The organism is Pseudomonas helleri, assembly GCF_001043025.1.
Lineage (GTDB): Bacteria > Pseudomonadota > Gammaproteobacteria > Pseudomonadales > Pseudomonadaceae > Aquipseudomonas > Aquipseudomonas helleri.
In genome coordinates, this window is record NZ_JYLD01000005.1 from 155,218 (window position 1) to 180,256 (window position 25,039).

Genomic DNA, 25,039 nt, shown 5'->3' on the forward strand with positions numbered 1-25,039 from the left:
AGGCACGAAGGCTGCGAGCAAACACCCCCGTAGCAGTTGACGAGCCTTGCGAGGCTACGTCCGGGCGCGCAGCGGCCGTAAAAGGGCCAAGATCAAAAGATCGCGAGGCAAGCTCGCTCCTACAGTTTGAATCGCGTACACCCTGTAGTCGCTGACAAGGCACGAAGGCTGCGAGCAAACACCCCCCGTAGCAGTTGACGAGCCTTGCGAGGCTACGTCCGGGCGCACAGCGGCCGAAAAAAGAGCCAAGATCAAAAGATCGCGAGGCAAGCTCGCTCCACAGGTTTTGTGATCTTTACACGATATTACATAGCCTTGACGGCTCTGTACGCCTTGCCCCCGTAGACTTCCCGCTCAGCACTGTCTGAGGTTGTGGTGATGCCATTGAGTGGAGGTGAACATGTTTTTGGTGCATAAAAAAGGCTTTGTCGCGGGCAAGAAAATGGTCGATGGGCTGGTGCCCTACGATTTTTTTTGCGAAGACAATCCGGCCATTAATCTGTTTGTGTTTACCGGTTCGAACGCCCAGGGCAAGGCGTCGGCAGAGCAAACCTTGTGGGGGTTTACCCGCCTTGAACGCTTTGAGGCATTGACCGATACGTTGGTGTCGCACAAGAAGAATCAAGACTGGTTTCAGACCGTCAATGTGCTCACCGGCCCCGCCCAGAACGGTACCCAGAATGTGAAATTCCAGCGCGTGCTGAAAATCATCAAGCACGTCAGCGTCTCGAATCGTGTGCCGAGCAAAGTGCAGTACGAGATTCTCACGGATGAGGGTGACACCTACTTCACCCTCAAGTCCGTGGCCCCGGACGGCGCGCAAACGGTTATTTACGCGGCTGACCAGTAAGCGTCAGTTCAGCGCCTCACGGCTTGGCTGACCGTTGAGCAGGCGCTGGATCCCCAGCGGGTTGGCGTTCTTGAGCGCATCGGGCAGCAGGCTGTCCGGGTAGTTCTGGAAACACACCGGTCGCAGGAAACGGTCGATGGCCAGGCTGCCGACCGATGTGCCACGGGCATCCGATGTCGCCGGATAAGGCCCGCCATGGACCATGGCATCACACACCTCAACCCCGGTCGGGTAGCCGTTGATCAGCAAGCGGCCCGCCTTGTGCTCAAGCACCGGCACCACTTCGGCAAAGGCTTGCAAGTCCGCGGGCTCACTGATTAGCGTGGCCGTGAGTTGACCGTGCAGGCTGTGCAGCGCTTGCAGCAACTGCGCTTTGTCGGCTACTTCAATGACGATGGTGGTCGGGCCAAAGACTTCTTCTTGCAGCACCTCGGCACCGCCGATCAGCAGGCTGGCATCGGCCTGGAACAACTGCGGGTGCGCCTGATTGCCCTGTTGTTGCGAACCTGCGAGATGGCGAATGCCTTCGACCGAAGCCAAATGGCTGAGGCCTTTGACGTAGCTTTTCAGACCACCGGCATTGAGCAGTGTGTGCGCTGGTTGGGCGCTGAAAAACGAACCCAGCGCATCGACAAAGGCGCTGAACGCTGGTGAGGCAATCCCCAGCACCAGGCCCGGGCTGGTACAGAACTGACCGGCGCCGAGCATCACCGAGCCACCCAACTCTTTGGCGATCTGTTCGCCGCGCTGATACAAGGCTTCGGGCAGCACCACCACCGGGTTGATGCTCGACATTTCAGCAAACACCGGGATCGGTTGTGGACGTGCCGCCGCCATGTCACACAGGGCGCGACCGCCCGACAGTGAGCCGGTAAAGCCGACGGCTTGAATCGCCGGATGCTTGACCAGCGTTGCACCGACCCCGGCGCCGAAGATCATATTGAACACGCCCGCAGGCATACCGGTGCGTTCAGCAGCCCGAATAATCGCCTGCGCCACCCATTCGGCGGTTGCCATGTGGCCGCTGTGGGCCTTGAACACCACCGGGCAACCGGCGGCCAGTGCGGCTGCGGTGTCGCCGCCAGCGGTGGAGAACGCCAGCGGAAAGTTACTGGCGCCGAAGACGGCGACCGGGCCGACGCCGATGCGGTATTGGCGCAGGTCAGCGCGAGGCAGCGGTTGGCGGTCGGGCAGGGCCTGATCGATCCGCGCGCCATAAAAATCGCCGCGCCGCAGCACCTGGGCAAACAAACGCATCTGCCCGCTGGTGCGGCCGCGCTCACCCTGAATGCGCCCGGCGGGCAGGGCGGTTTCACGGCAAACGATGGCCACAAACTCGTCGCCCAGCGCGTCGATTTCTTCAGCAATGGCTTCTAAAAATTCCGCACGGCGGCTGGCGGGCAAACTGCGAAAGGCCGCGAAGGCGGCGCTGGCCGCGTTGGCGGCGGCGTCTACTTCGGCGTCGGTGGCCTGCACAAACTGATACGGCAGGGCTTCACCGGTCGTTGCATCCAGGCTTTGCAAATGAACAGCGCCAGCGCTGCTGCGCTGGCCGCCAATAAAGTTCTGGCCGGTAATCTGGGTCATGTCCATCTCCTTGAAAAAACAATGAAACCCGTGGGAGCGGGCAAGCCCGGTTCCCACAGGTGTGGTGTGTCATCACGGGCTTAGGTAATTGCACCGATCTGCCATGGCACAAATTCGTTTTGGCCGTAACCGTGCTGCTCGCTTTTACTGCGCTCACCGGAGGCGATGCGCAACATCAGGCGGTAGATGTACTCGCCGCGCTCTTCGATGGTCATGCTGGCGTCGGCAATGCCGCCGCAGTTCACGTCCATGTCTTCTTCCTGGGTCTCCCACAGGCGGGTGTTGGTAGCCAGCTTGATCGACGGCGAGGGCGCGCAGCCATAGGCCGAACCGCGCCCTGTGGTGAACGCAATCAGGTTGGCGCCGCCCGCCACCTGGCCGGTTGCCGAAATCGGGTCGTAGCCCGGTGTGTCCATAAACACCAGGCCGTGGGCGCGCACCGTCTCAGCGTATTCGTAGACATCGACCAGGTCACTGGAGCCGGCCTTGGCCACGGCGCCCAGAGATTTTTCGAGGATGGTGGTCAAGCCTCCGACCTTGTTGCCCGCCGACGGGTTGTTGTTCAGCTCGGCATTCATGCGCTTGCAGTAGTCTTCCCACCAGTGAATCCGCTTGATCAGCTTTTCTCCGACTTCACGACTGACCGCACGGCGTGTGAGCAAATGCTCGGCGCCATAGATTTCCGGGGTCTCGGAGAGGATTGCAGTTCCGCCCGCCGCGACCAGGCGATCTACCGCATTGCCCAGCGCCGGGTTGGCGGTGATGCCCGAGTAGCCATCGGAACCGCCGCATTGCAAGCCGATGATCAAGTGTTTGGCACTGACCGGCTCACGCTCGACGCGGTTGGCCTCGGCCAGCAGGGATTTAACCTGCTCGATGCCGCTGGCAATGGTTTTCGACGTGCCGCCCGTGCCTTGAATGGTAAAGGCGCGCAGAAATTCACCTTTTTCCAGGCCTTGGGCCTCCAGCAAATCCGCGATCTGGTTGGTTTCACAACCCAGACCGATCATCAGCACCGAGGCGAAGTTGGGGTGAATCGCATAGCCGCCCAAGGTCCGGCGCAGCATGGCCAGGGCTTCGCCGCCGGGGTCGACTGCGCACCCAAAACTGTGGGTCAGGGCGACCACGCCATCCACGTTGGGATAGTCGATCAGGGCCTGCGGGTTGATGTCGCGGCGAAAGTGATCGGCGATGGCCTTGGCCACCGTCGCCGAGCAGTTCACCGACGTCAGGATGCCCACGTAGTTACGGGTAGCGACGCGGCCGTCCGCGCGCACGATGCCCATAAAGGTGTCCTGGTCGGGCGTATGAATCCCCCGCGCATCCACACCAAAGGCGTAATCGCGCGAAAAATCCCCCATGGCCAGGTTGTGCACATGCACGTGTTCACCGGCTTTGATCGGCTGGCTGGCGAAGCCAATGATCTGCCCATAACGGCGCAGCGCCTGGCCGGCCGGCAGATCACGGGTTGCGATCTTGTGGCCCGAAGGGATAGCGTCCAGCGCTGTCAGCCCTTCGGCCTCAAGGATCAGGCCTTTGGGAATGGGCTGGCGGGCAATCAGCACATCGTCCAGCGGGTTGAGTCGAATCACGGCGTTGGCAGCATTTTCACTGCCTGTTTTAGTTATGAGTTGCATCAACAGTTACCTCAGTGAAAGGCTCAGGCCAGACCGCGCTCGCGGTAGTCGATGAGGGATGAGAACAGCATCAGACCGAAAGCCATCACCACGAAGAAGATCAGCGCGAGGAAGTACGAACCGGTGAACTGCACGATCAGGCCGATCAGGATCGGTACGATGACACCGACCATGTTGCCGCAGAAATTCATGCTGCCGCCCAGTACGCCCGCCTTGGATTTACCGCCCAAAATGGCTGGCAAGCACCAGTACATGCCGCACCAGCGAATGAAAAACAGGGCCACGCAGAGCAGCGAAATCACGGTGAAAGCGTCCGGTGTGTAGGCCACCAGCAGGATGCACAGCGCAGCAATCGCCGCCGAACCGCCGAACATGGTGCGCATCACCTTGTTCGGAGCGCCGCCTGCGTCCTTCCATTTGTCCGCCAGCCAACCGCCGAAGATCTCGCCGATAAACCCGCACATAAAGATCAGGAACGTTGCACCGCCCATGGCCTTGATATCGAGGTTGTGCGCCTTGTGCAGGTAGCTCGGCATCCAGGTCAGCAAGCCGTAGAACACGCTGTTGTAGCAGGCGTACCCGGCGAACATGGCCAATACCGAACGGCTTTTCAGCAAGTCTTTGAGGATGGCTTTGCGTTCGCCGTTGGTTTTCGCCGCTTCGGCATTGGCGTTGGTGATATAGGCCAGTTCAGCCGCGTTGACTTTAGGGTGTTCGGCCGGGTTATTTCGGATGTACCACCAGGCCCAGACACCGACGATCATGGTGCCGACACCGGCGATCACGAACGCAATGCGCCACGAGTCGAACCAGGTAATCAGGCCCGCGATGATGATGGCGCCAAAGGCTGTGCCCAAGGGTGCGCCGCCATCCACCAGGGTTGCCCCGCGGCCCCGCTCATTGGGCGTCAGCCAGGCACCGTTTAATTTGGCCCCGGCCGGCATGATCGGTGATTCGGCAACGCCCAGACCGATACGGGTGGCGAGCAAGGTCATCCAGCTGTGGGCGCCCCCTGCGATGGCCTGGAAGAAGCCCCAGCCCACGGTCGCCACACCGACGATATTGCGCACCTGAAAACGGTCCAGGAGCATGCCGCCAGGAATTTGCATCAGCGCATAGGACCAAAAGAACGCGCTGAGCATCAGGCCTTCCAGGGCCGGGGTCATTTCAAATTCGCTGGATATCAGGGGCAAGGCCACCGACAGTGACGCGCGGTCGATGTAGTTGATCGCCGACAACAGCAGCAGGATCAAAAATATGCGCCAGCGCACCGTGGTAGGTCGTGAGGCGTCTGCAAGCCCGGCGGCCTGGCTGGGGGCGGCCGGTGCAATTTTGCTGTTCATGTTCGTCTCGCTTTTTTATGTTTTTTATCAAGCGGGGAGTGGGCTTGCAGGTAAGCCCACAAAGCCTTGCTACAACGTTACGACGTGCCCGGCTGGCAGTTCAGCGGTGCCTGCCTGTATACCGTTGATCAGCGGTGCGCCGAACTCCGGCATGCTGATTTCGAAGCGGTCACCTTCCTGGGTGTGAATGTTGTCGGCCACCGATAGAGTGGCGGTGCCAAAGAAATGCACGTGCACATCGCCAGGGCGCAGGAACTGCGGGTACTTGAAGTGGTGGTATTCAAGGTTTTCCAGGCTGTGGCACATGTTGTCTTCACCGCTGAGAAACTCTTTTTCCCAGACTACCTCGTTCCCGCGCAGGATGCGGCTCATGCCGGTCAGGTGACGCGGCAGCTCGCCGACACGCAGCTCGGGGCCGTAACTGCAATTGCGCAATTTAGAGTGCGCGAGGTACAGGTAGTTACGGCGCTCCATGACGTGGTCAGAAAACTCATTGCCCAGCGCAAAGCCTACGCGGTAGGGCTTGCCATCGTCGCCCACTACATACAGGCCGGTCAGCTCGGGTTCTTCACCGGCATCTTCAGCGAAGGTCGGTTTGCTGAACGCACTGCCGGGGCGAACCACGATCGAGCCGTCACCCTTGTAGAACCACTCCGGTTGCACGCCCACCGTGCCGGATGCCGGGCGGCCACCTTCAATGCCCCACTGAAAAATACGTGCAGTGTCGGTCATGGCGCTGTGATCGGCTGCGTTTTGCTGGTGCATCTTGTCGCGTGTCGAGGCGCTGCCCAAGTGGGTCAGGCCGGTGCCGCTGATCAGGCAGTGGGCCGGGTCTGCATGGTCCAGCGGCGGGAGTACGCGGCCTTGCTCCAGTGTCTGGCTATAACTGACAGGACTTGCCTCGGTGCCACGGGCCAGCACTTCAGCGACCAGGCCGTGGCCTTTACGAATGGCCTCCAGAGCCAGTTCGCGGGTGGTTTCGGTGCCCAGCACCACGTGGATCTCATCGCCCTCGATCACCCCGACGTGGCGCTGGCCTTGAGCTGTTTCAAATTGGATCAAGCGCATGCAGTGAACTCTCGCAGATTATTTTTATGGCGGGTCGTTAACCCCTTCTGGCGCTCACTTTAATTTTTGTCAGGGATGCTGCCTAATGACAGATGCTGATTGAGCGATAACCAATAGTCATCCCCATGCTGCCATCCCTGACCACCATCATTTCCCGGCTGCGCCTCAAACAACTGCGGTTGTTGATTGCGCTGGACGAATTCGGCTCGCTGCACAAGGCCGCCGAGTCTGTGGCAATTACCCAGCCCGGCGCGACCAAGGCGCTGCACGAAATTGAATCGACGCTGGGCGCAACCCTGTTCGAGCGCACGCCCAAAGGCCTGACGCCCAATGATCTGGGGCGTTGCGTGATTCGTTACGCGCGTTTGATACATACCGATGTGGCGCACCTGCGCGAAGAAATGCTCGGCATTTTGCAAGGCCATGGCGGGCGTCTGTCGGTGGGGGTGATCATGGGCGCAGTGCCGGTGCTGGTGGAATGCCTGGCGCAATTGCGCGCCAAACAGCCGCAGTTATCGGTAGAAATCGTCGAAGACACCAGCGCTCGCCTGTTGGGATTACTCGACGAAGGGCGCCTGGACCTGGCCATATGTCGCACCAGCGTCAGCAAACATCCGGCGGCTTATGACAGCCGCTTGCGCGAGCAGGAGCCGCTGATCGTGGTCGCTAACACCGCGCACCGGTTTGCGCGCCGTACGTCGCTGGCGTTGAGTGAACTGGCAGATTCGTCGTGGGTGGTGTTCCCGGTCAACATGCCCATGCGCCTGACCCTTGAGCGGGAGTTCAGGGAAGCGGGGCTTAACTTTCCGGCGTATCCGATTGAAACCTCATCGACCTTCACCACGCTGTCATTGCTCTTGCAGGACCCGCAACTGGTCGCCGTAATGCCGGTGGACGTTGCGCAAATGGCGGTGACCCACGGCATGCTCATGCGCTTGCCGCTGGACTTGAAATCACGCAGCGAGCCATACGAAATTGTCACCCGCAAAGGCGTGGCATTAACCGCCCCGACGCAACTGCTGATTGATGAGCTGACCCGCCAAAAACAGACATGAACGCAAGCCGTTACGCGGCCACGCGCATCACGTCCCATGCGCTCATTACCTGGGTGACAGCGGCGTCCAGTACTGCGTGCTCCAGGCCGTCCCGGGCAAGCGTCGTCAGGCCCAGCAAAAAGCTTTCAAACACTGTGGCCAACGCAACAACGTTGGTCTGCGCCGACAGTTCGCCCGAGGCCACGCCGCGCTCGATGCAAGCAATAAACCCTGCCCGGTTACGCCCGCGTGCCTGGGCCAGTGGCGCGCAGATCTCCAGGGTTTCAGCCGAGCAGGCACTCATCAGCCCCAGTGTTACCAGGCAGCCACGCGGGTGCCCCGGTTCGCATTGCATGCGGGCTGAGCGGCGCAACGCCAGTTCGATGGCTTCACGCGGGGCAATGCCGGGGTCTTGCAGGCTCTCGGTCACGCGGCCATGGGAGTTCAGATAACGTTCCATGACCTCTTTGAACAAGGCCTCCTTGGAGCCAAAGGCGGCATAAAAACTTGGCGCCGAAATGCCTGGGCCGATGCTCGCTTTGAGCTGGCTCAGCGAGGTGGAGTCATAACCATGCTGCCAAAACAGGTGCATGGCTTGAGTGATTGCCGCGTCACGGTCAAACGTACGTGGGCGTCCCATCTGGGCCATTGTCAGCCTCCTTTTTCACAAGACATAAATACTAGTCGATACAAAAGTCGTTGACCAATCGCTTTTGCACCGCCAACATCTGTACCTATCGATACATAACTAAGGCAGGTTGGGACAGGCGATGGTTGAAGAGCGCGACACTACTGAGCGATTACCCATGGGCGCGCTGCTGGCGCTGGCCATGACCGGGTTTATCTGCATTGTCACCGAGACGTTGCCGGCGGGTTTGCTGACCCAAATCAGCAGCGGCCTTGAGATTTCCTCGGCAATGGCCGGGCAGATGGTCACGGTCTACGCGCTGGGTTCGTTGCTGGCGGCGATTCCCTTGACCATCGCCACCCAGGGCTGGCGGCGGCGCAATGTCTTGCTGCTGACCATTGTGGGTTTTCTGCTGTTCAACTCGATCACCGCGTGGTCGTCACACTATGGCGTGACCCTGGTGGCGCGCTTTTGCGCGGGTGCTTCGGCCGGTCTGGCCTGGAGCCTGTTGGCGGGGTACGCACGGCGTATGGTTGCGCCGCACTTGCAGGGCCGCGCCATGGCGGTGGCGATGGTCGGTACGCCAATCGCACTGTCACTGGGTGTGCCACTGGGCACCTGGCTGGGGGCGCTGATGGGCTGGCGCAGCGCCTTCGGCCTGATGTCCATACTGACTGTGGTGCTGATTGTCTGGGTGCTGGCCAAAGTGCCGGATTATCCGGGGCAGGCCAGCGCCCAGCGCATCGGCTTGCGCCAGGTACTGCTGACACCCGGGGTGCGCTCCGTGCTTGCGGTGGTGATGACCTGGATGCTCGCGCACAACATGCTCTACACCTACATCGCCCCGTTTGTGACGCCAGCGGGTCTGGCCGATCAGGTGGATCTTGTGTTGCTGGTATTTGGCCTGGCGGCGCTGTTGAGTATCTGGCTGACCAGTCGGCTGGTCGACAGCCATTTGCGCAAGGTGGTGCTGGTCAGCCTTGCGGCATTTACCGCGATTGCCCTGTTGTTTGGTGTGTTCTTCCAGTCTGCGCCGGTGGTGTACGTCGGTATTTTCATCTGGGGCCTGTCCTTTGGCGGCGCGGCAACCTTGCTGCAGACGGCGCTGGCAGACGCCGCAGGTGAGGGCGCCGATGTAGCGTTGTCGATGAACGTGGTGGTCTGGAACAGTGCCATCGCTGGCGGAGCGCTAACGGGTGGCGTGTTGCTCGATCAAGTCGGTGTGAGTGCGTTGCCCTGGGCGTTGCTGGTGTTGTTGCTGGCCGGGTTGTTGATCGTGTTCAACGCTCGTCAGCACGGTTTTCCCAAGGGGCAGCGCCAGGCCGAGGCTGCTGTCGTCGGTCATTGATGTTCACAAGCTCGCCTGCGTGTCGCTAAACCTGCAGGAACTGCCGAGGCACGAAGGCTGTGACCCTGGGTTTGCGCGGGCAGTGTTGGCCTGGCAACAGTTGTTCTACAGACTGTTGCCAGGCCAACTATTGATGCTTCGAATAAACCATAACTTACTGAATTTAAACAATAAATTATCTGGCATGGATTCTGCTCTGTTGTGAATAACGATCGCATCTGTTGGCGATTAAACACGAGTAAAGAGTGAGAACCCCATGTCGAACACCCCAGCCGACGCCCATTACCCACTGTCTGTTCCCGATGCCCATGTCATCCGCTCGGACGCAGAAGCCATTGAAGTCGCCCACAAGGTCGCCGCGTTTTTACTCGAAGGTGATGCCGAGCGCGACCGTCAGCGCGAAGTGCCTGCTGAGGTGGTGGATGTGTTCTCCAACAGCGGCCTGTGGGGCATTACCGTGCCCAAGGAGTACGGCGGTGCTGAGGTGTCGTTCGCCACGCTGGCCGAGGTGATCGCCATCATTTCGGCGGCCGACGCTTCCCTCGGGCAGATCCCGCAGAACCATTACTGCCTGCTCGAAGACATTCGGCTGCAAGGCACAGAAGAGCAGAAGGCCTGGTTTCTGGGGCTGGCGCTCAAGGGTAATCGCTTTGCCAATGCCATTTCCGAAACCGGCGGCAAGACTGTGCAAGACATCCAGACGCGCTTTGTCAGCGAAGGCGATGAGGTGGTGATCAATGGCCGTAAAGGCTACTGCACCGGCTCGTTGTACGCCCATTGGCTGGGGGTGCTGGCGCTGAATGCCGACGATAAAGCGCACTTGGCGTTTGTGCCGCGGCGCACGCCCGGCCTGATCGTGGTGGATGACTGGTCGAGCATTGGCCAGCGCAACACCGCCAGCGGCACGGTGCTGGCAGAAAACCTGCGGGTGCCGGCCTTTAACGTGTTCAAGACGTACCAGTCTTATGAAAACCCGACCCTGGCCGGACCGATTGCGCAAATCACCACCGCCGCGATTGATGCCGGCATTGCCCGCGCCGCCTTGCGCGACACCCTGAGTTTTGTGCGTGATCACGCTCGCCCATGGATCGACTCGGGGCTGGATAAAGCCAGCGAGGACCCGCTGACCATCATCCAGATCGGCAAGTTGAGCATCCAGCTGGACGCCTCCGAAGCCTTGCTTGAGCGGGCCGGTCGGGTCCTCGATAGCGAGCGTGAAAACCCCGGTGAAGCCGGCGTGGCGCGCGCTTCGGTAGCAGTGGCCAAAGCCAAGGTGCTGACCACTGAAATCGCCCTGGAAGCCAGCAACCGTCTGTTCGAATTGGGCGGTACGCGCTCCTCGCTGGCGCGTCACAACCATGATCGCCACTGGCGCAACGCCCGCGTGCACACCCTGCATGACCCGGTGCGCTGGAAATACCACGTGGTCGGCAACTGGCTGCTGAACGGGGTCAATCCGCCGCGTCATGACTGGTCATAACGATGGACGCGCTGCTGAGCAATATTAACTGGCCGGAAATCGGTCAGGCCTGCCTCGACACCCTGAGCATGCTCGGCATGGCCCTGGGTTTTACCGTGTTGCTGGGGCTACCGCTGGGGGTGTTGCTGTACCTCACCGGCAAGCAGCAATTGCACGCCAAACCCGGCATCTACCGCGTGCTGTCGATGGTGGTGAATGTCCTGCGGTCGCTGCCCTTCATCATTTTGCTGATTGTGCTGATCCCGGTGACCACCTTGATCACCGGCACCTCGCTGGGCGTGGCGGGTGCCATTCCGCCATTGGTGGTGGGCTGCACGCCGTTCTTTGCACGGTTGGTGGAAACCGCGCTGCGTGAAGTTGATCGCGGCCTGGTGGAGGCCACCCAGTCCATGGGCGCCACGACCTGGCAAATCATCTGGCACACCTTGTTGCCAGAGTCCCGGCCGGGGCTGATTGCAGCCGTCACGGTGACCGCAATCGTGCTGGTGGATTACACCGCGATGGCCGGAGTGATCGGTGGCGGGGGCTTGGGTGACTTGGCAATCCGCTTTGGTTATCAGCGTTTTCAGACTGACGTCATGGTGGTAACCGTGGCCTTGCTGGTCCTGTTGGTACAAGGGCTGCAAATGACCGGTGACCGTCTGGTGTCCCATTACAGCCGTCGCTGAGACGGCTCATTTTTGATTGTTCGGAGTTTGTGCAATGAAAAAGCTTCTTGCTCTGGTGGCCGTGATAGCCGCCTTTAGCGCTCAGGCCAATGAAAAGTTGGTGGTCGGTGCCACGCCGGTGCCCCATGCCGAAATTCTTGAGTTTGTTAAGCCTGAGCTGGCCAAGGAAGGCGTTGATCTGCAGATCAAAGTGTTCAACGACTTTATCCAGCCCAACCAGCAACTCGCGCTTAAAAACATCGACGCCAACTACTACCAATACCGGCCGTTTCTGGATGAGTACAACAAGGAACGCCACACGGATCTGGTCCCGGTAGTGGGCGTGCATATCGAGCCGTTTGGCGCGTACTCGACCAAAATTAAAAACATCGCCGAGCTGAAGGACGGCGCTTCGGTGGCCATCCCCAATGACCCGGTCAACGCCGGTCGTGCTCTGGTGCTGCTGGAAGAGGCCAAGCTGATCACGCTTAAAAACCCTGGCGACCCGCAGTCGACCACCCGCGACATCGTGACTAACCCCAAGCACTTGAAAATCCGTGAACTGGAAGGCGCGATGCTGGCCCGATCCGTGAGCCAGGTGGACCTGGCATTTGTGTTTGCCAACTACGCGCTGGAAGCGGGTATCGACACCAACAGCGCGTTGATTGTCGAGAAGGGCAAGGACTTGTACGTCGAGTATCTGGTGGCACGCCCGGACAACATCAATGACCCGCGTATTCAGAAGCTGGCCAAGGCTTTGCACTCTGATGCCGTGCGTCAATTTATCCTGACCCGTTACAAAGGCCAGATCGTGCCAGGCTTTTAAATCGGTATTAAACGTCTGTGTTCTCTTATGTCAGCTAGGCTATTGAAGATGAATAACCAGCTGACCCAGGAGAACGTATGACATTGCGATGGATGCTGTTGAGCCTTGTTGTTCTATGTGCAGGCTGCCAATACTTCAGTTATCAGCAAGGCTGCACCGACAATCCCAATCAGCGCGGCTGCCAGGGCGGCACAGTAGAGTCGCCATAAATACTGGGCTGGCGCATCCCCAAATCGGCTCCCTCTCCTTCGGGAGAGGGCCGGGTTGAGGGGGCTCTTATCAACATGTTGGTTGCCCAACACTTCATGAGCACATTGCACACGGTTCAACAACACGTTGCCTGACCCGCAGGGCTAATCCGCTGTTATGGCTGAGGTTGGGGTCGTGGCATGTTAGGTGCATAGGTTCCTGGCAGTCATAAACACTCAAGGTGTTTGTATTGATTGCCAGCTAAAAGGACCTCTCATGCACTACCGTCAACTGGGTAACAGCGGCATTAACGTCAGCGTTCTGGGCCTGGGCACCATGACCTGGGGCCACCAAAACACCGAAAGCGATGCTCATCAGCAAATCGAACTGGCGCTGGCTGAAGGCGTCAACCTGATCGACACCGCCGAGATGTATCCCACGCCCACCCGCGGCGACACCTGGCGTACCACCGAACGCTATATCGGCAACTGGCTGGGCGCCAACAGCGCGCGCCGTGCTGACATCGTGCTGGCGAGCAAAATTGCCGGCCCGGCCCGCGAGCCGGGTGGCCAATTGCATATTCGCGATGGCCTGACCCGGCATGACCGGCGCAACATCGTCGAAGCCCTGGACGGTAGCCTCAAGCGCCTGCAAACCGATTACCTCGATCTCTATCAACTGCACTGGCCTGATCGCCCGACCAACTTTTTCGGCCTGCGTGAATACCCGTACGCCGAAGACACGCAAAGTGTGGCCATCGAAGAAACCCTCTCGGTGCTGGCCGATCAGGTCAAGGCGGGCAAGATCCGTCATATCGGTGTGTCCAACGAAACGGCGTGGGGCGTGGCTGAATTTCTCAAGCAGAGCGAGCGCCTGGGCTTGCCGAACATTGTCAGCATCCAGAACCCCTACAGTTTGCTGAACCGCCTGTACGAGGGCGGCCTGGCGGAGTTCACCCATCGCGAAGGCGTTGGCCTGTTGGCGTATTCGCCGCTGGCGTTTGGCACCTTGACCGGCAAGTACCTCGGTGGCGCCCGCCCTGAAGGTTCGCGTCTGACCTCGGTGTACCGCACGTTCAATCGCTACGACAGCCTGCTGGCCCAAGAAGCCATCGCAGGCTATGTGGACATCGCTCGGGAGCATGACCTGACCCCGGCGCAATTGGCCCTGGCTTATGTCATCAACAAACCGTTTGTGGCCAGCGCGCTGACCGGGCAAACCAGCCTCGTGCAATTGCGCGACAACCTCAGCGCGATCAACGTGAGCCTCAGCCCGGAGATTCTCGCGCGCATCGAGGCCGTCCATCAGCGTGTCCCCAACCCTGCGCCATAGGAGTACGGGCGATGCCCAAGCAACTGCACGTCAACCTGTTTGAAATGAACTGCGTGAGCCATATCGTTCACGGCCTGTGGGTGCATCCCGAGAACAACCGTCACCGCTTCAATGACCTGGATTACTGGACCGAGCTGGCGCAACTGCTGGAATACGGCACCTTTGACGGGGTGTTTCTGGCCGACGTGATCGGCACCTATGACCGTTTTCGCAATGGCCCGGAAACCGCCCTGCGCGAGGCCATGCAAATTCCCAGCAATGACCCGTTGATGGTGATTCCGGCCATGGCCGCCGTGACCAAAAACCTCGGCTTTGGCGCGACGTTTTCAACCACGTACGAGCCGCCGTTTGCTTTTGCCCGGCGCATGAGCACCCTTGATCACCTGACCAAGGGCCGGGTGGGCTGGAACATCGTGACCTCGTACCTGCCCAATGCGGCGCGCAACTTCGGGCATGACACCGAAGTCGTGCATGACCATCGCTATGAAATCGCCGATGAATACCTGGATGTGCTCTACAAACTGTGGGAGGGCTCGTGGGACGATGACGCGGTGATTATCGACCGTGAACAACGGGTTTACACCGACCCGCAAAAGGTCCGTTACATCAACCACGTGGGTGAGCATTTCAGCGTGGCCGGGCCGCACCTGTGCCAACCGTCGCGCCAGCGCACGCCGGTGTTGTTCCAGGCAACCGGCTCGCCAGCCGGTATCGAATTTGCCGGGCGGCATGCCGAAGTGGTGTTTACCGGCGGCCTCGACACCCCGGCCGTGCGCGCGAATATTCAGGCCATGCGCAACAAGGCCATCGCCCATGAGCGTGACCCGGCGGGGCTGAAATTTATTGTCATGGCCGGGGTGATCGTGGGCCGGACTGACGAAGAAGTCAGCCGCAAGCTCGACAGCTATCGCAAGCTGATGAGTGTCGAAGCGTCACTGGCCCATCACCAGTCAGCCATTGACCTGACTGCTTACCCCAGCGATGCGCTGATCAGTGATTTGATCGAGCTTAAAGTCGATGGCTGGGAGAGCCTGCAGCGCTACAAACCTGAGTGGACCATCGGCACCGTGTTGTCGCAGTTCTCCGGGTTTAACCGCGAGCGTTTCTTTGTGGCGGGTACGCCGACCGTGGTGGCGGATGAAATCGAGAAGTGGCTGGATGTCGACGGCATCGACGGGATCAATTTGCGCCAGTACCTGTCGTTTGAAACGGCCCGGGATTTTATTGAGCTGGTGATCCCTGAACTGCGCCGTCGTGGTCGTTTCCGTGAGCGTTACAACGAAGGCGAAACCCTGCGCGAACGCCTGTTTGGTGCGGGGCAGGCGCGTTTGCCCGCTGACCATTTCGGCGCCCGCTATCGCGACCCGGCGGTGTTGCAACAACCGGCCACGCCATTACGTTTCTGAACACATCATCTGTAGGAGCGAGCTCGTCTCGCGATCTTTTGATCTTTAAAAAGATCGCGAGACGAGCTCGCTCCTACAGTGGGTTTTAAGCCAACTGTTGGATCACCAACAGTCGCTGTACAGACTGTTGCTTTTGACTCCCTCGTGACGCCGATTTGCGCCTGTTTGCTGGGCGAAAAACCCGGCATGGCTTGTGCAATAGCCTAAGTCCCGGACTTAAGGCAGCAGGCCCCATGCGCAATATTTCCCCCTTTATTCGAAACTTTCCGTTGCTCGGCATCGCAACCCTGTGCTCGGTACTGGTCGGCTGCGGGCAGGAAACCTCAACCGTTGCGCGCAGTGACAAACCGGTCAGCGGCGGGACGTTGATTTATGCCACCGACCGCGAACCCACGTGCCTCGACCCGCATGTGGCGGGTGACATGCCGCAGGTGTTTATCGGCCAGCAGTACCTCGACTCGCTGGTGTCGATGGATGACCAAGGCCAGATCGGGCCGTGGCTGGCGAAAAGTTGGGAGGTCTCGGCCGATGGCCTGACGTACACCTTCCATCTACGCGATGACGTGCACTTCACCGATGGCACGCCGTTCAACGCGGCGGCGGTCAAGGCCAACCTCGATCACATGGCTAACCCGAAAACCCAATCGAGTACGGCGGGCGGTTATATCCGCCAATACCGCAGCACCGATGTGCTCGATGACCATACGGCGGTGGTGCACCTGGCCACCCCGTACGCGGCGTTTCTGGAAGTCCTGGCTCAGGGGTTTCTGGGCATAGAGTCGCCCACCGCGCTGCTTCGTTCACGCGATGAAAACTGCGAAAGCCCGGTGGGCAGCGGCCCGTTCAAGATCGTCCGCTGGGACCGGCAAAGCCAGGTCGAACTGGTGCGCAACCCTGATTACAACTGGGCGCCACCCACCGCCAGGCATCAAGGCCCGGCGTGGCTGGAGCGCATCGTCTGGAAGTTCATTCAGGAGCCGTCCGTGCGCTTTGCCTCGCTGCAAGCCGGGGAGGTTGATGTGATCGAGACGCTGCCGCCCGAATCCCATGAGGCCGCCCGACGCAACCCGGACCTTACGGTATTGGTGGCCTTGCGGCCGGGCAACCCCACAAACGGCACGCTGAATATCACCCGTGCGCCGTTTAATGACCTCAAGGTGCGCGAAGCTTTTGTGCGCAGTTCGGATGTCGAGGGCGCGCTCAAAAGTGTGTATTTCAGCGAATTCCCCCGTGCCGGTGGCCCGCTGAGTTCGGCGACCCGCTTTTATAGCCCGGACTTCGAACACGCCCAGGACTACGACCCGGCGCGCGCGGCGCAATTGCTTGATGAAGCCGGCTGGACCGGGCGTGACAGCGAAGGCTATCGCACCCGTGACGGCAAACGCTTGCAGGTGCATGTGGTGATGGGCAACCGCACGCCGCCCTCGGAATACACCCTGTGGGAGCAAGTACAAGCGACCACACGGGCGGTCGGGTTTCAACTGATCATCGACCAGATGAGTGATGTGCAGGCCACTCAGCGCCAAGCGGACTGGGACTACGACATTCGTATCGGTTACTGGAACACCAACACCCCGGACGTGCTGCGGATCATTTTTGGCTCGGAGTTTATTCGCCCGGCGGGTGTCGGCGGTTATCACCAGAACACCGCCGGTTTCAGCGATACGGCGTTTGACGGGCTGATCCAGCAAGCCTTGACCACGCAAGACCCTGAGCAGCGCAAGGCGCTGTATTACAAGGCGCAGCAGATTGCCTCCAGCCAATACCTGCAACTGACCACGTACCCGCAAAGCTCACGCCTGGGCATCTACAAGACCACCCAGGGCGTGCGCCTGGAGCCGTCTTTGGCGGTGACGTATTTGTATGACGCCTGGGTCAATAAATGAAAAGGGTGAACCAATGAGCCGAATCGAGACTGTAAATCCGCAGCGCGAGCGCTGGCTGCAGGTGGGGCGACGCGCCGTCTGGCGTGTGGCGGGCGGGCTGCTGGTGCTGTGGGCGGTGGCGACCCTGACCTTCTTTGCCCTGCGGCTGATGCCGGGCGACCCGGTGCTGGCCATCCTCGGCGGCCCGAGTGGTAATCCGTCGCCCGAAACCATTGCCGAAGCCACCCGCGAGTACGGCCTGGACAAGCCGCTGGCGGTGCAATACGCGCTGTACCTGGGGCGTCTGGTTCAGGGCGATCTGGGGGTGTCCTACTCGCAGCATTTGCCGGTAACCCGCGTGCTGGCTGAGCAATCGTGGGCGACCCTGCAACTGACGTTTACCTCATTGGTCCTGGCCTGGCTGTTGGTGCTGTTGCTTACCGTGTTGACCGCCGGGCGCCAGCGTTGGGTGGCCAAGGTGGCTTCATTTGCCGAAACCGTTTCGGCCGCCGTCCCGCATTTTTGGCTGGGGCTGGTGCTGCTGGCGGTGTTTGCCTTCGGCTTGCGCTGGTTCCCGCCTGCCGGTAGCGATGGCTGGCGAACCCTGGTGTTGCCGTCTGTGGCGCTGGCGGTGCCGCTGGCCGGGTTTATTGCGCAGGTCACCCGAGAGTCGCTGGAGCTAACCTTGGAGCAACCCTTTGTGCTGACGGCGCGGACCCGTGGTTTGAGCGAAACCGCCGTGCGCTTCAAACATGCGCTGCGCCATGCGGTGTTGCCCGGCATTTCGTTGTCGGGCTGGGCCATCGGCGCCTTGATCAGCGGCGCGGTGGTGGTTGAAGTGATCTTTTCGCGCAAGGGCCTGGGGCGTCAGTTGTATCAGGCGGTGCAGGCGCAGGACTTGCCGCTGACCATCGGTATCAGCCTGACCGTTGCGGCGGTGTATGTACTGGCCAACATTTTGGTCGACCTGTTGCACCTGTGGGTCGACCCTCGTCAACAGGGGAAAACAGCATGAGCACACTGACTCTCGAAACGCAGTTGCCGGGTGTGCGGGTGCAGCGTTCGTCGCGCAAGGTGCCGCTGGGGCCTTTGCTGGCGCTGCTGTTTCTGGCGTTTTTGATCGTTGCCGCGCTGTTGCCGCAACTTTTTACCCACGCTGATCCGCTGGCGATTGTGCCGCACGATGCGTTTCATCCGCCGGGTTGGGCGCATTGGTTCGGCACTGATCAGTCCGGTCGGGATATTTTTTCGCGGGTGATTTACGGCACCCGCCAGTCGCTGCTGATTGGTCTGGCGGCCACCGTGCTGGCCATGAGCATTGCGATTGCCCTGGGGTTGCTCGGCGGGCTTGGCGGTGCGCGACTTGACCGTGGAGTTGGCTGGCTGCTGGAAATACTGTTCGCGTTCCCGAGCCTGGTGTTGGCGCTGCTGTTTGTGGCGGTGTTTGGCAGCGGCATCGGGCCGTTGATTGTTGCCACCGGGCTGGGCGCAGCGCCGGGCTACGCACGGATGGTGCGCGGTCAGGTACTGGCGGTGCGCAATGCCGGTTACATCGAAGCGGCGGTTGCTTTGGGTCACCCCACGCGGCGGATCATCCTGCGCCAGCTATTACCCAATGCCATGCGCCCGCTGATCGTGACCCTGACCATGGGGATTGGTCAGGCGATTGTCTGGGCGTCGGCCCTGAGCTTTCTGGGGCTGGGCGCCAAGCCGCCTGCGCCGGAGTGGGGGACCATGCTGTCCATGGGCCGCGACTTTGTCGCCAACGCCTGGTGGCTGACCTTCTTCCCGGGGGTGTTCATCGTCCTTACCACGCTGTCGACCACGGTCGCGGGCCGTTATCTGCAACAACGTCTGGAGGGGCGTCTGTCATGAGCGATAAACACTTGATCGTTGAGGGCCTGTCCATTGAGTTTGGCGGCCAGACTGTGGTGCGCGATGTGTCGTTTACCCTGGCGCCGGGCAAGACCCTGGCGCTGGTGGGTGAGTCCGGCTCTGGTAAAAGTGTGACCGCGCGCAGCTTGATTGGTCTGGCCGGTGCCGGGGCGAGAGTGACGGCGCGCACCCTGAGTTATGGCGGGCAGGATTTGCTCGGGTTGTCCGAGCGTGGCTGGCGCGGATTGCGCGGCAAAGGCATTGGCTTTGTGTTGCAAGATGCGCTGGTCTCGCTCGACCCGCTGCGCCCGGTGGGCAAAGAGATTCTGGAAGTGCTCACGACCCACCAATGGGGCGACCGGCGCAGCCGCGCTGAGCGGGTTATCGAGCTGCTGGACAAAGTCGGCGTGCCCGAGCCCGAATTGCGTGCCCGCCAGCGGCCCGACCAATTGTCCGGCGGCCTGCGCCAGCGTGCGCTGATCGCCAGTGCATTGGCGCTGAGCCCAGGGCTGGTCATCGCCGACGAACCGACCACCGCGCTGGACGCCACGGTGCAGGCGCAGATTCTGCAAGTGCTGCAAGAAATCAAGGCTCGCGGTGATTCGTTGCTGATCATCAGCCATGACTTGGCGGTTGTGGCGCAATTGGCCGATGAGGTGCTGGTGCTGCGCCACGGCGTGGTGGTCGAACAGGGCCCGATGCAGCAGGTTTTGCGCACCCCGAGTCACCCTTACACCCAGGCGTTGCTGGACGCGGTGCCAGCCGAACATGCGCGGGGCACACGGCTGTCGTCGCACAACAGCGGGCAGCTTGTGCAACCTCGGCCGGGCGCTGACTCCCCGGTGCTGCTCAAGGCCAGCGGTTTGGGTAAACGCTACATTGGCCCCGATCAGCAATCTCGCCAAGTGGTCGACGACGTCAGCTTTGAGCTGCGAGCCGGGCGCACGCTGGGCATCGTCGGTGAGTCCGGTTCGGGCAAAACCACCGTGGCGCGCATTGTGTTGGGGTTGCTGGAGCCGGATGCGGGCCAGGTGCAGTTTCTGGGGCACGCCTGGGCGGGGGCGGGTGCGAATCGGGTGGCGGAAAAAGACCGGCGTGTGCATCGACGTGACATCAGTGTGATTTATCAAGACCCGCTGAGTTCGTTCGACCCGCGCTGGAGCATTGGCCAGATCCTCGCCGACGCGCTGGATGTTGCCGGTGTGGCAGCTTCGCAGCAGCCCGCGCGGATCCGCGAGTTGCTCGAGCAAGTGCGCTTGCCAGCCGAGCTGGCGAGCCGCCGTCCCTTGCAACTGTCGGGCGGCCAGCGGCAACGGGTGGCCATCGCCCGGGCCATTGCCAGCAACCCTAAAGTGATCATTTGTGACGAGCCGGTCTCGGCCCTCGATGTCTCGGTGCAGGCGCAAGTACTGGACCTGCTGGCCGACCTGCAAGCCTCGTTGGGGCTGGCCTACCTGTTTATTTCCCATGACCTGGGCGTGATCCGCCATGTCAGTGACGAAGTGCTGGTGATGCGTCGCGGCCAAGTGGTTGAAAGCGCCCCGGTCGAAGACCTTTTTGAACATCCAAAACACGCTTACACCCAACGCCTCTTGGGCGCAGTACCGCGCTTGCCGGGCGCCGACAGTGAGCTGGTGGTGCCACCGCTGGAAGCAGAAAGCACGGCGTTGCGATTTGACGAATCGCAACTGTGGAAGATCGCTATTTAAGCTTGAACACCTTAAGGAATTGTCATGACTACGTTGTCTCTTGTTACTGAGCAGGCCATTGCCACGATCGACACACTGAATCTCCGGGCCGATGAAATATTGCCCGCCATTGCTGCGGGGGCCGCACAACGCGAGCGTGATCGCCTGCTGCCGTTTGATGCGGTGGCGCAGATTGCCAAGGCCGGTTTCTTCACCACGCGCATCCCGGTGCGTTATGGCGGCAGCGGCGGCTCGGTCAAGGATGTGATCCGTTTATTGATCCGCATTGCCGCCGCCGACTCTAACGTTGCCCAGGCGCTTCGCCCGGGGTTCGGCTTTGTCGAAGGCTTGCTGGCGTCATCCAGCGAACAGGCCGAAACCGAGCGCGAGCGCTGGTTTGCCCGCTACCTTGACGGCATCGTGGTAGGCAATGCCGGCTGGGAAGTGGGCGGCGCCAACGGCTCGATCAGCGCGCGGATCGTGCGCGACGGCGACCACTACCGGGCCACCGGCAGCAAGTATTACAGCACCGGCTCGCTGTACGCCGACTGGGTCAGCGCAGTGGCGTTGGATGAAGAGGATCAACCGGTTTCGTTTATCCTGCCGCGCAACCGCAAGGGGCTGGAGTTGCTCGACGATTTTGACGCAATGGGCCAGCGCCTGACCGCCAGTGGCACCACGCGCCTGAACAACGTGCAAGTGCTGGCTGACGAAATCCGTACACGGACGGTGGAAGAGGGCAAGCGCACAATTGTCACGCCGTTTTTGCAATTGTTCCTGGCGGCGGTTCAGGCGGGCATTGCACGCAACGCCTTGAACGACGCCGTTGCGTTTGCCAAAGAGCATGCCCGGCCCATCAAACACAGCAGCGCCAGCCGCTCGGTGGACGACCCTTATGTTGAATTGAGCGTCGGTGACATCTCGGCCCGTGCCTTCACCGCCGAAGCGGTGGTGTTGCACGCGGCAGAGTCCATCGACCGGGCATGGGCGGGCGACCTCGATCCGCACCTGGTCGACCAGGCCGCTGTCGATGTGGCGCAAGCGCAATACATTGCTGCCGAGTCGGCGCTCAAGGCTGCCGAGTTGGTGTTCGACGTGGGCGGCGCCTCGACCACGGGGCGCGGGCATAACCTGGACCGACACTGGCGCAACGCACGCACCGTGGCCAACCACAACCCACGGCACTGGAAAGCTTCTGCCGTTGGCTCCTGGCAACTGAAAGGCACGCCGCCACCGACCTCCGGATTGTTTTAATACTGGCTGTAGCCGTTGCCTCGCGGGTCGAAAAGATCGCGAGGCAAGCTGACTCTTACACTTAGCATTCAGCTTTCCTACTCGATATTCGCCTAATGCTCAGGCCGTCATAGACCCAGCCTACATCCAGCCCCAATGCCGTGATTGCACACTTGCGCACCGATAAACCCTGACGTTTTGTTACATCAGGGCGACCGCAGCGCAAGGAGTCGCGGATGTCACGCTCGCAGCCTCAGTTTCGTTTCAGCCTGACCATTGACGGCTTCGCTGATGACCTTCAAGTCTTGTCATTTAAAGGTGATGAGGCCATCAGCACGCCTTATGCCTTCGAGCTGGTACTGGTCAGCCCGCGGGCCGATCTGGATCTGGTGGCACTGCTGCATGCCCCGGCCTTTTTGGCGTATGCCGACGGCGGAGGCGGCGTTCACGGGCTCATCTATGCCATTGCCCAAGGCCAGACTCGCCAGCGCCTGACGGTGTATACCCTGACTCTCGTACCGCAACTGGCCTACCTCGAGCATCGCACCAACCAGCGCATCTTCCAGCAACTGACGGTCGAGCAGATCATTGCCCGGCTCCTCGAGGAGCACGGCATTCTCAGCAATGCCTACGCCTTCAACTTGCACGGGACCTACCCGGTTCGCGACTACTGCGTGCAATACCACGAAACGGATCTGCACTTTATTCAGCGCCTGTGCGAAGAAGAGGGTATTCATTACCACTTCCGTCACTCAGCCCAAGGCCATCAATTGGTCTTCGGTGATGGCCAGAGCGCCTTCACCAAACTCGATAATCCCGTGCCTTATCAGGGCGAAAGCGGCCTGGTTGCCGAGGCGCCGGTAGTCAGCTATTTCGAAGTGGGCATCAACACCCGTTCCACCCGCAGCACCTTGCGCGATTACAACTTCGAAACCGCCAGTCGCGAGATCGAGGCGAGCTACGGCCCCGACACCCAGCGCGTCGAGCGAGATCTTGAGGATTACCGCTACCCGGGCCACTTCAGCCTCGAACAGCGCGGCCAGTTGCTCAGCCAGCGGGCCCTAGAGCGCCAACGCGCTGACCGCTGTCTGGCCAATGGCGAAAGTGACGACTGCGGTTTTATCAGTGGCCATTTCATGATCCTGAGCGAGCACCCCCACGGGGACTGGAACGCGATGTGGCTGCTGACTGAAATCCATCATCAGGGCCGACAGCCGCAGGTGCTCGAAGAGACCGGGACTGATCTGGACGACAAGCCAACAGACGGGTTTACCCAGGGCTATCGCAACGACTTCGCAGCCACCCCATGGGATGTGTTCTACCGCCCGCCACTCAAACATCTCAAGCCTCAGGTGCTGGGCCTGCTGACTGCCCGGGTCACCGGCCCCGTCAACGACGAGGTGCATTGCGATCAGTACGGTCGGGTAAAGGTGCAGTTTCATTGGGACCGTGAAGGCCGAAACAACGACGCCAGCAGTTGCTGGCTGCGGGTAGCTTCTAGCTGGGCCGGTGACAGTCATGGCGCAGTAACCGTGCCACGGGTCGGCATGGAAGTGCTGGTGGCGTTTCTGGAGGGGGATCCGGACCAGCCGGTAATTTCGGGTTGCCTGGTCAATAGCCTCAACCCGCCTCCTTATCCGTTGCCCGCCTACAAAACCCGCAGCGTGCTGCGCAGCCGCAGCACCCCGAACGGCACAGGCTACAACGAACTGCACATTGAAGACCGACTGGGCCAGGAACTGATCTACCTGCACGCCCAGCGCGACCTTGAACAACACATCAAAAACGACTCGCTGGTGCAAATCGATGGTCAGCGCGCTGAGACCGTCACCGGCAACAGCGTCTCGGTCCTCAAAGGTGATGATCAACGCACCGTCAGCGGTGATCGCAAGGCCCAACTCAATGCCAACGATTTTCGCCAGGTAGCCGCCAGCAGCCACACCCAGGTGGGGGGCGCGCTGACGGTCGACGCGGGGATGGAAGTCACGATCAAGGCCGGTGCCCATGTGGTGTTATCGGCAGGGGCGTGTATCTCGCTGACGGCGGGCGGCCAGCATCTGATCGTCAGCGCTGCCGGGATCTACGTCAGTTCACCGATCCTGCTCGGTGGCGTACCGATGCCCGGCACACCGGCATTGCCCGCTGTCATCTCTGCCGTTGCAGCACTGACTGCAGCCGTCTTGACCCCGACCCAAATCAGCAGCCTCAAGCGCAACGCACCTTTTTGCGAAGAGTGCGAAAAATGCAAAGGAGGCGTTTGTGACATCTGAGCCTTTAACCCCCCGGCAATGGCTGACAGACCACCCGCTGCGCCCCGGCGAAAGCTTGTACGCGGTCATCAGCTCCACCAGCGATGCCGACCCGCTCGATGCTTACCGACAACGGGGTGTAGTAGAGCCGCCTTGCCTGCTGTGGGCCGAAACCCCCTACGCCGATTGGCTCCCTGTCATGCCTTATTTGCTGAGCCTGACGCCTGACAGTGAGTTCATCCTGTGGGCGGAGCACACCGATGCTGACGATTGGGGCTGGTTGGCCATCTCCACGGCCAGCCCGCAACGTATTACCGAACACTTGCGCAGTTTGACCCAGGTCCTGATGCCTGCTGGTGAAGCTGTGTTTTTGCGGTTCTGGGACGGTCGCCACTGGCTGCCCATCCTCCAGCATTTGGGCACAGCGACCCGTGATGTCTTGCCGGTCTTCGACCGCTACTGGATCAACGGCCAGCCGGTCACAGTGGGGCAGGGTGAGGTGCTTGCCGCGCAAGCATTCCCATGGTGGCAAGTGCCCGGTGACCTGCTCGACAGCCTCGCTGAGCAGGACCTCAACACCGTAATCGACAACCTCATGCAGTGGCTCAAAGACGCTCACGCGCCGTTGTATGCATCGATTGGCGAAGCCCATTTGCGGCTGAAAGTCGAGCATTTCGTACAGCGCTCATCCCCTACACAACGTAAAGACAGCGGGCTCTTGTTGGCTCATGTGCAGCAAGAGGTTTGTGCGTAA

General features: G+C 60.7%; 21 protein-coding genes. 16 read left to right on the plus strand and 5 right to left on the minus strand.

Going from position 1 to position 25,039, the window contains the following annotated elements:
* The first annotated feature begins 400 nt into the window (after positions 1 to 400).
* Entirely contained in the window at positions 401 to 850 is a 450-nt protein-coding gene (locus TU84_RS10085) for a hypothetical protein (protein WP_048368909.1), read from the plus strand.
* Between the two features lie 3 nt (positions 851 to 853).
* Here TU84_RS10085 and TU84_RS10090 read toward each other — a convergent pair whose 3' ends face one another.
* From TU84_RS10090 to araD1, 4 genes are all read right to left on the minus strand, one after another.
* Positions 854 to 2,437: an aldehyde dehydrogenase (NADP(+)) gene (locus TU84_RS10090; protein WP_048368910.1), complete on the minus strand. Its 1,584-nt coding sequence runs from the start codon at positions 2,435 to 2,437 to the stop codon at positions 854 to 856.
* An 80-nt stretch (positions 2,438 to 2,517) separates the two neighbouring features.
* Complete coding sequence (locus tag TU84_RS10095) at positions 2,518 to 4,074, minus strand: UxaA family hydrolase (protein WP_048368911.1); 1,557 nt, start codon at positions 4,072 to 4,074, stop codon at positions 2,518 to 2,520.
* A 23-nt stretch (positions 4,075 to 4,097) separates the two neighbouring features.
* Complete coding sequence (locus tag TU84_RS10100; protein WP_048368912.1) at positions 4,098 to 5,417, minus strand: MFS transporter; 1,320 nt, start codon at positions 5,415 to 5,417, stop codon at positions 4,098 to 4,100.
* Positions 5,418 to 5,486: 69 nt separating this feature from the next.
* Entirely contained in the window at positions 5,487 to 6,485 is a 999-nt protein-coding gene (araD1, locus tag TU84_RS10105; RefSeq protein ID WP_048368913.1) for an AraD1 family protein, read from the minus strand.
* 125 nt (positions 6,486 to 6,610) lie between these two features.
* On the opposite strand from araD1, the gene TU84_RS10110 reads away from it, so the two are divergent.
* Positions 6,611 to 7,540, plus strand: a complete 930-nt coding sequence (locus tag TU84_RS10110; protein ID WP_048368914.1) for a LysR family transcriptional regulator — start codon at positions 6,611 to 6,613, stop codon at positions 7,538 to 7,540.
* A gap of 10 nt (positions 7,541 to 7,550) precedes the next feature.
* Here the strand turns inward: TU84_RS10110 and TU84_RS10115 are convergent, their stop codons facing one another.
* Positions 7,551 to 8,168 (minus strand): TetR/AcrR family transcriptional regulator, encoded by a 618-nt coding sequence (locus TU84_RS10115; protein ID WP_048368915.1) that lies wholly within the window; start codon positions 8,166 to 8,168, stop codon positions 7,551 to 7,553.
* A gap of 121 nt (positions 8,169 to 8,289) precedes the next feature.
* Here TU84_RS10115 and TU84_RS10120 point away from each other — a divergent pair, with 121 nt between their 5' ends.
* The 14 genes from TU84_RS10120 to TU84_RS10180 all read left to right on the plus strand — a co-directional run bounded on the left by TU84_RS10120 (position 8,290) and on the right by TU84_RS10180 (position 25,039).
* A complete protein-coding gene (locus TU84_RS10120; protein ID WP_048368916.1) occupies positions 8,290 to 9,495 on the plus strand; it encodes an MFS transporter in 1,206 nt (401 codons plus the stop codon).
* Positions 9,496 to 9,751: 256 nt separating this feature from the next.
* On the plus strand, positions 9,752 to 10,975 hold the full coding sequence (locus TU84_RS10125) for an SfnB family sulfur acquisition oxidoreductase (protein ID WP_048368917.1): 1,224 nt from the start codon (positions 9,752 to 9,754) through the stop codon (positions 10,973 to 10,975).
* A 2-nt stretch (positions 10,976 to 10,977) separates the two neighbouring features.
* Positions 10,978 to 11,643 (plus strand): methionine ABC transporter permease, encoded by a 666-nt coding sequence (locus TU84_RS10130; RefSeq protein ID WP_048368918.1) that lies wholly within the window; start codon positions 10,978 to 10,980, stop codon positions 11,641 to 11,643.
* Positions 11,644 to 11,677: 34 nt separating this feature from the next.
* Positions 11,678 to 12,448: a MetQ/NlpA family ABC transporter substrate-binding protein gene (locus TU84_RS10135; protein ID WP_048368919.1), complete on the plus strand. Its 771-nt coding sequence runs from the start codon at positions 11,678 to 11,680 to the stop codon at positions 12,446 to 12,448.
* A gap of 77 nt (positions 12,449 to 12,525) precedes the next feature.
* On the plus strand, positions 12,526 to 12,657 hold the full coding sequence (locus tag TU84_RS26595) for a hypothetical protein (protein WP_256678844.1): 132 nt from the start codon (positions 12,526 to 12,528) through the stop codon (positions 12,655 to 12,657).
* 256 nt (positions 12,658 to 12,913) lie between these two features.
* A complete protein-coding gene (locus tag TU84_RS10140; RefSeq protein WP_048368920.1) occupies positions 12,914 to 13,969 on the plus strand; it encodes an NADP(H)-dependent aldo-keto reductase in 1,056 nt (351 codons plus the stop codon).
* A gap of 11 nt (positions 13,970 to 13,980) precedes the next feature.
* Positions 13,981 to 15,375, plus strand: a complete 1,395-nt coding sequence (locus TU84_RS10145; protein WP_048368921.1) for an LLM class flavin-dependent oxidoreductase — start codon at positions 13,981 to 13,983, stop codon at positions 15,373 to 15,375.
* A gap of 233 nt (positions 15,376 to 15,608) precedes the next feature.
* The gene (locus tag TU84_RS10150; protein ID WP_048368922.1) at positions 15,609 to 17,261 is read left to right on the plus strand and encodes an ABC transporter substrate-binding protein; all 1,653 of its coding nucleotides are present in this window, start codon (positions 15,609 to 15,611) and stop codon (positions 17,259 to 17,261) included.
* Positions 17,262 to 17,274: 13 nt separating this feature from the next.
* Complete coding sequence (locus TU84_RS10155) at positions 17,275 to 18,255, plus strand: ABC transporter permease (RefSeq protein ID WP_048368923.1); 981 nt, start codon at positions 17,275 to 17,277, stop codon at positions 18,253 to 18,255.
* Positions 18,252 to 19,115, plus strand: a complete 864-nt coding sequence (locus TU84_RS10160; RefSeq protein WP_048368924.1) for an ABC transporter permease — start codon at positions 18,252 to 18,254, stop codon at positions 19,113 to 19,115. The genes TU84_RS10155 and TU84_RS10160 overlap by 4 nt, the downstream gene beginning before the upstream one ends.
* The gene (locus TU84_RS10165) at positions 19,112 to 20,824 is read left to right on the plus strand and encodes a dipeptide ABC transporter ATP-binding protein (protein ID WP_048368925.1); all 1,713 of its coding nucleotides are present in this window, start codon (positions 19,112 to 19,114) and stop codon (positions 20,822 to 20,824) included. The genes TU84_RS10160 and TU84_RS10165 overlap by 4 nt, the downstream gene beginning before the upstream one ends.
* Positions 20,825 to 20,848: 24 nt before the next feature.
* Positions 20,849 to 22,057 carry an acyl-CoA dehydrogenase family protein gene (locus tag TU84_RS10170; protein WP_048368926.1) on the plus strand — a complete coding sequence of 403 codons (1,209 nt, stop codon included), beginning with the start codon at positions 20,849 to 20,851 and terminating at the stop codon, positions 22,055 to 22,057.
* Positions 22,058 to 22,272: 215 nt separating this feature from the next.
* Entirely contained in the window at positions 22,273 to 24,306 is a 2,034-nt protein-coding gene (locus TU84_RS10175; RefSeq protein WP_048368927.1) for a type VI secretion system Vgr family protein, read from the plus strand.
* The gene (locus TU84_RS10180; RefSeq protein WP_048368928.1) at positions 24,296 to 25,039 is read left to right on the plus strand and encodes a DUF4123 domain-containing protein; all 744 of its coding nucleotides are present in this window, start codon (positions 24,296 to 24,298) and stop codon (positions 25,037 to 25,039) included. Before TU84_RS10175 ends, TU84_RS10180 begins: the two co-directional genes overlap by 11 nt.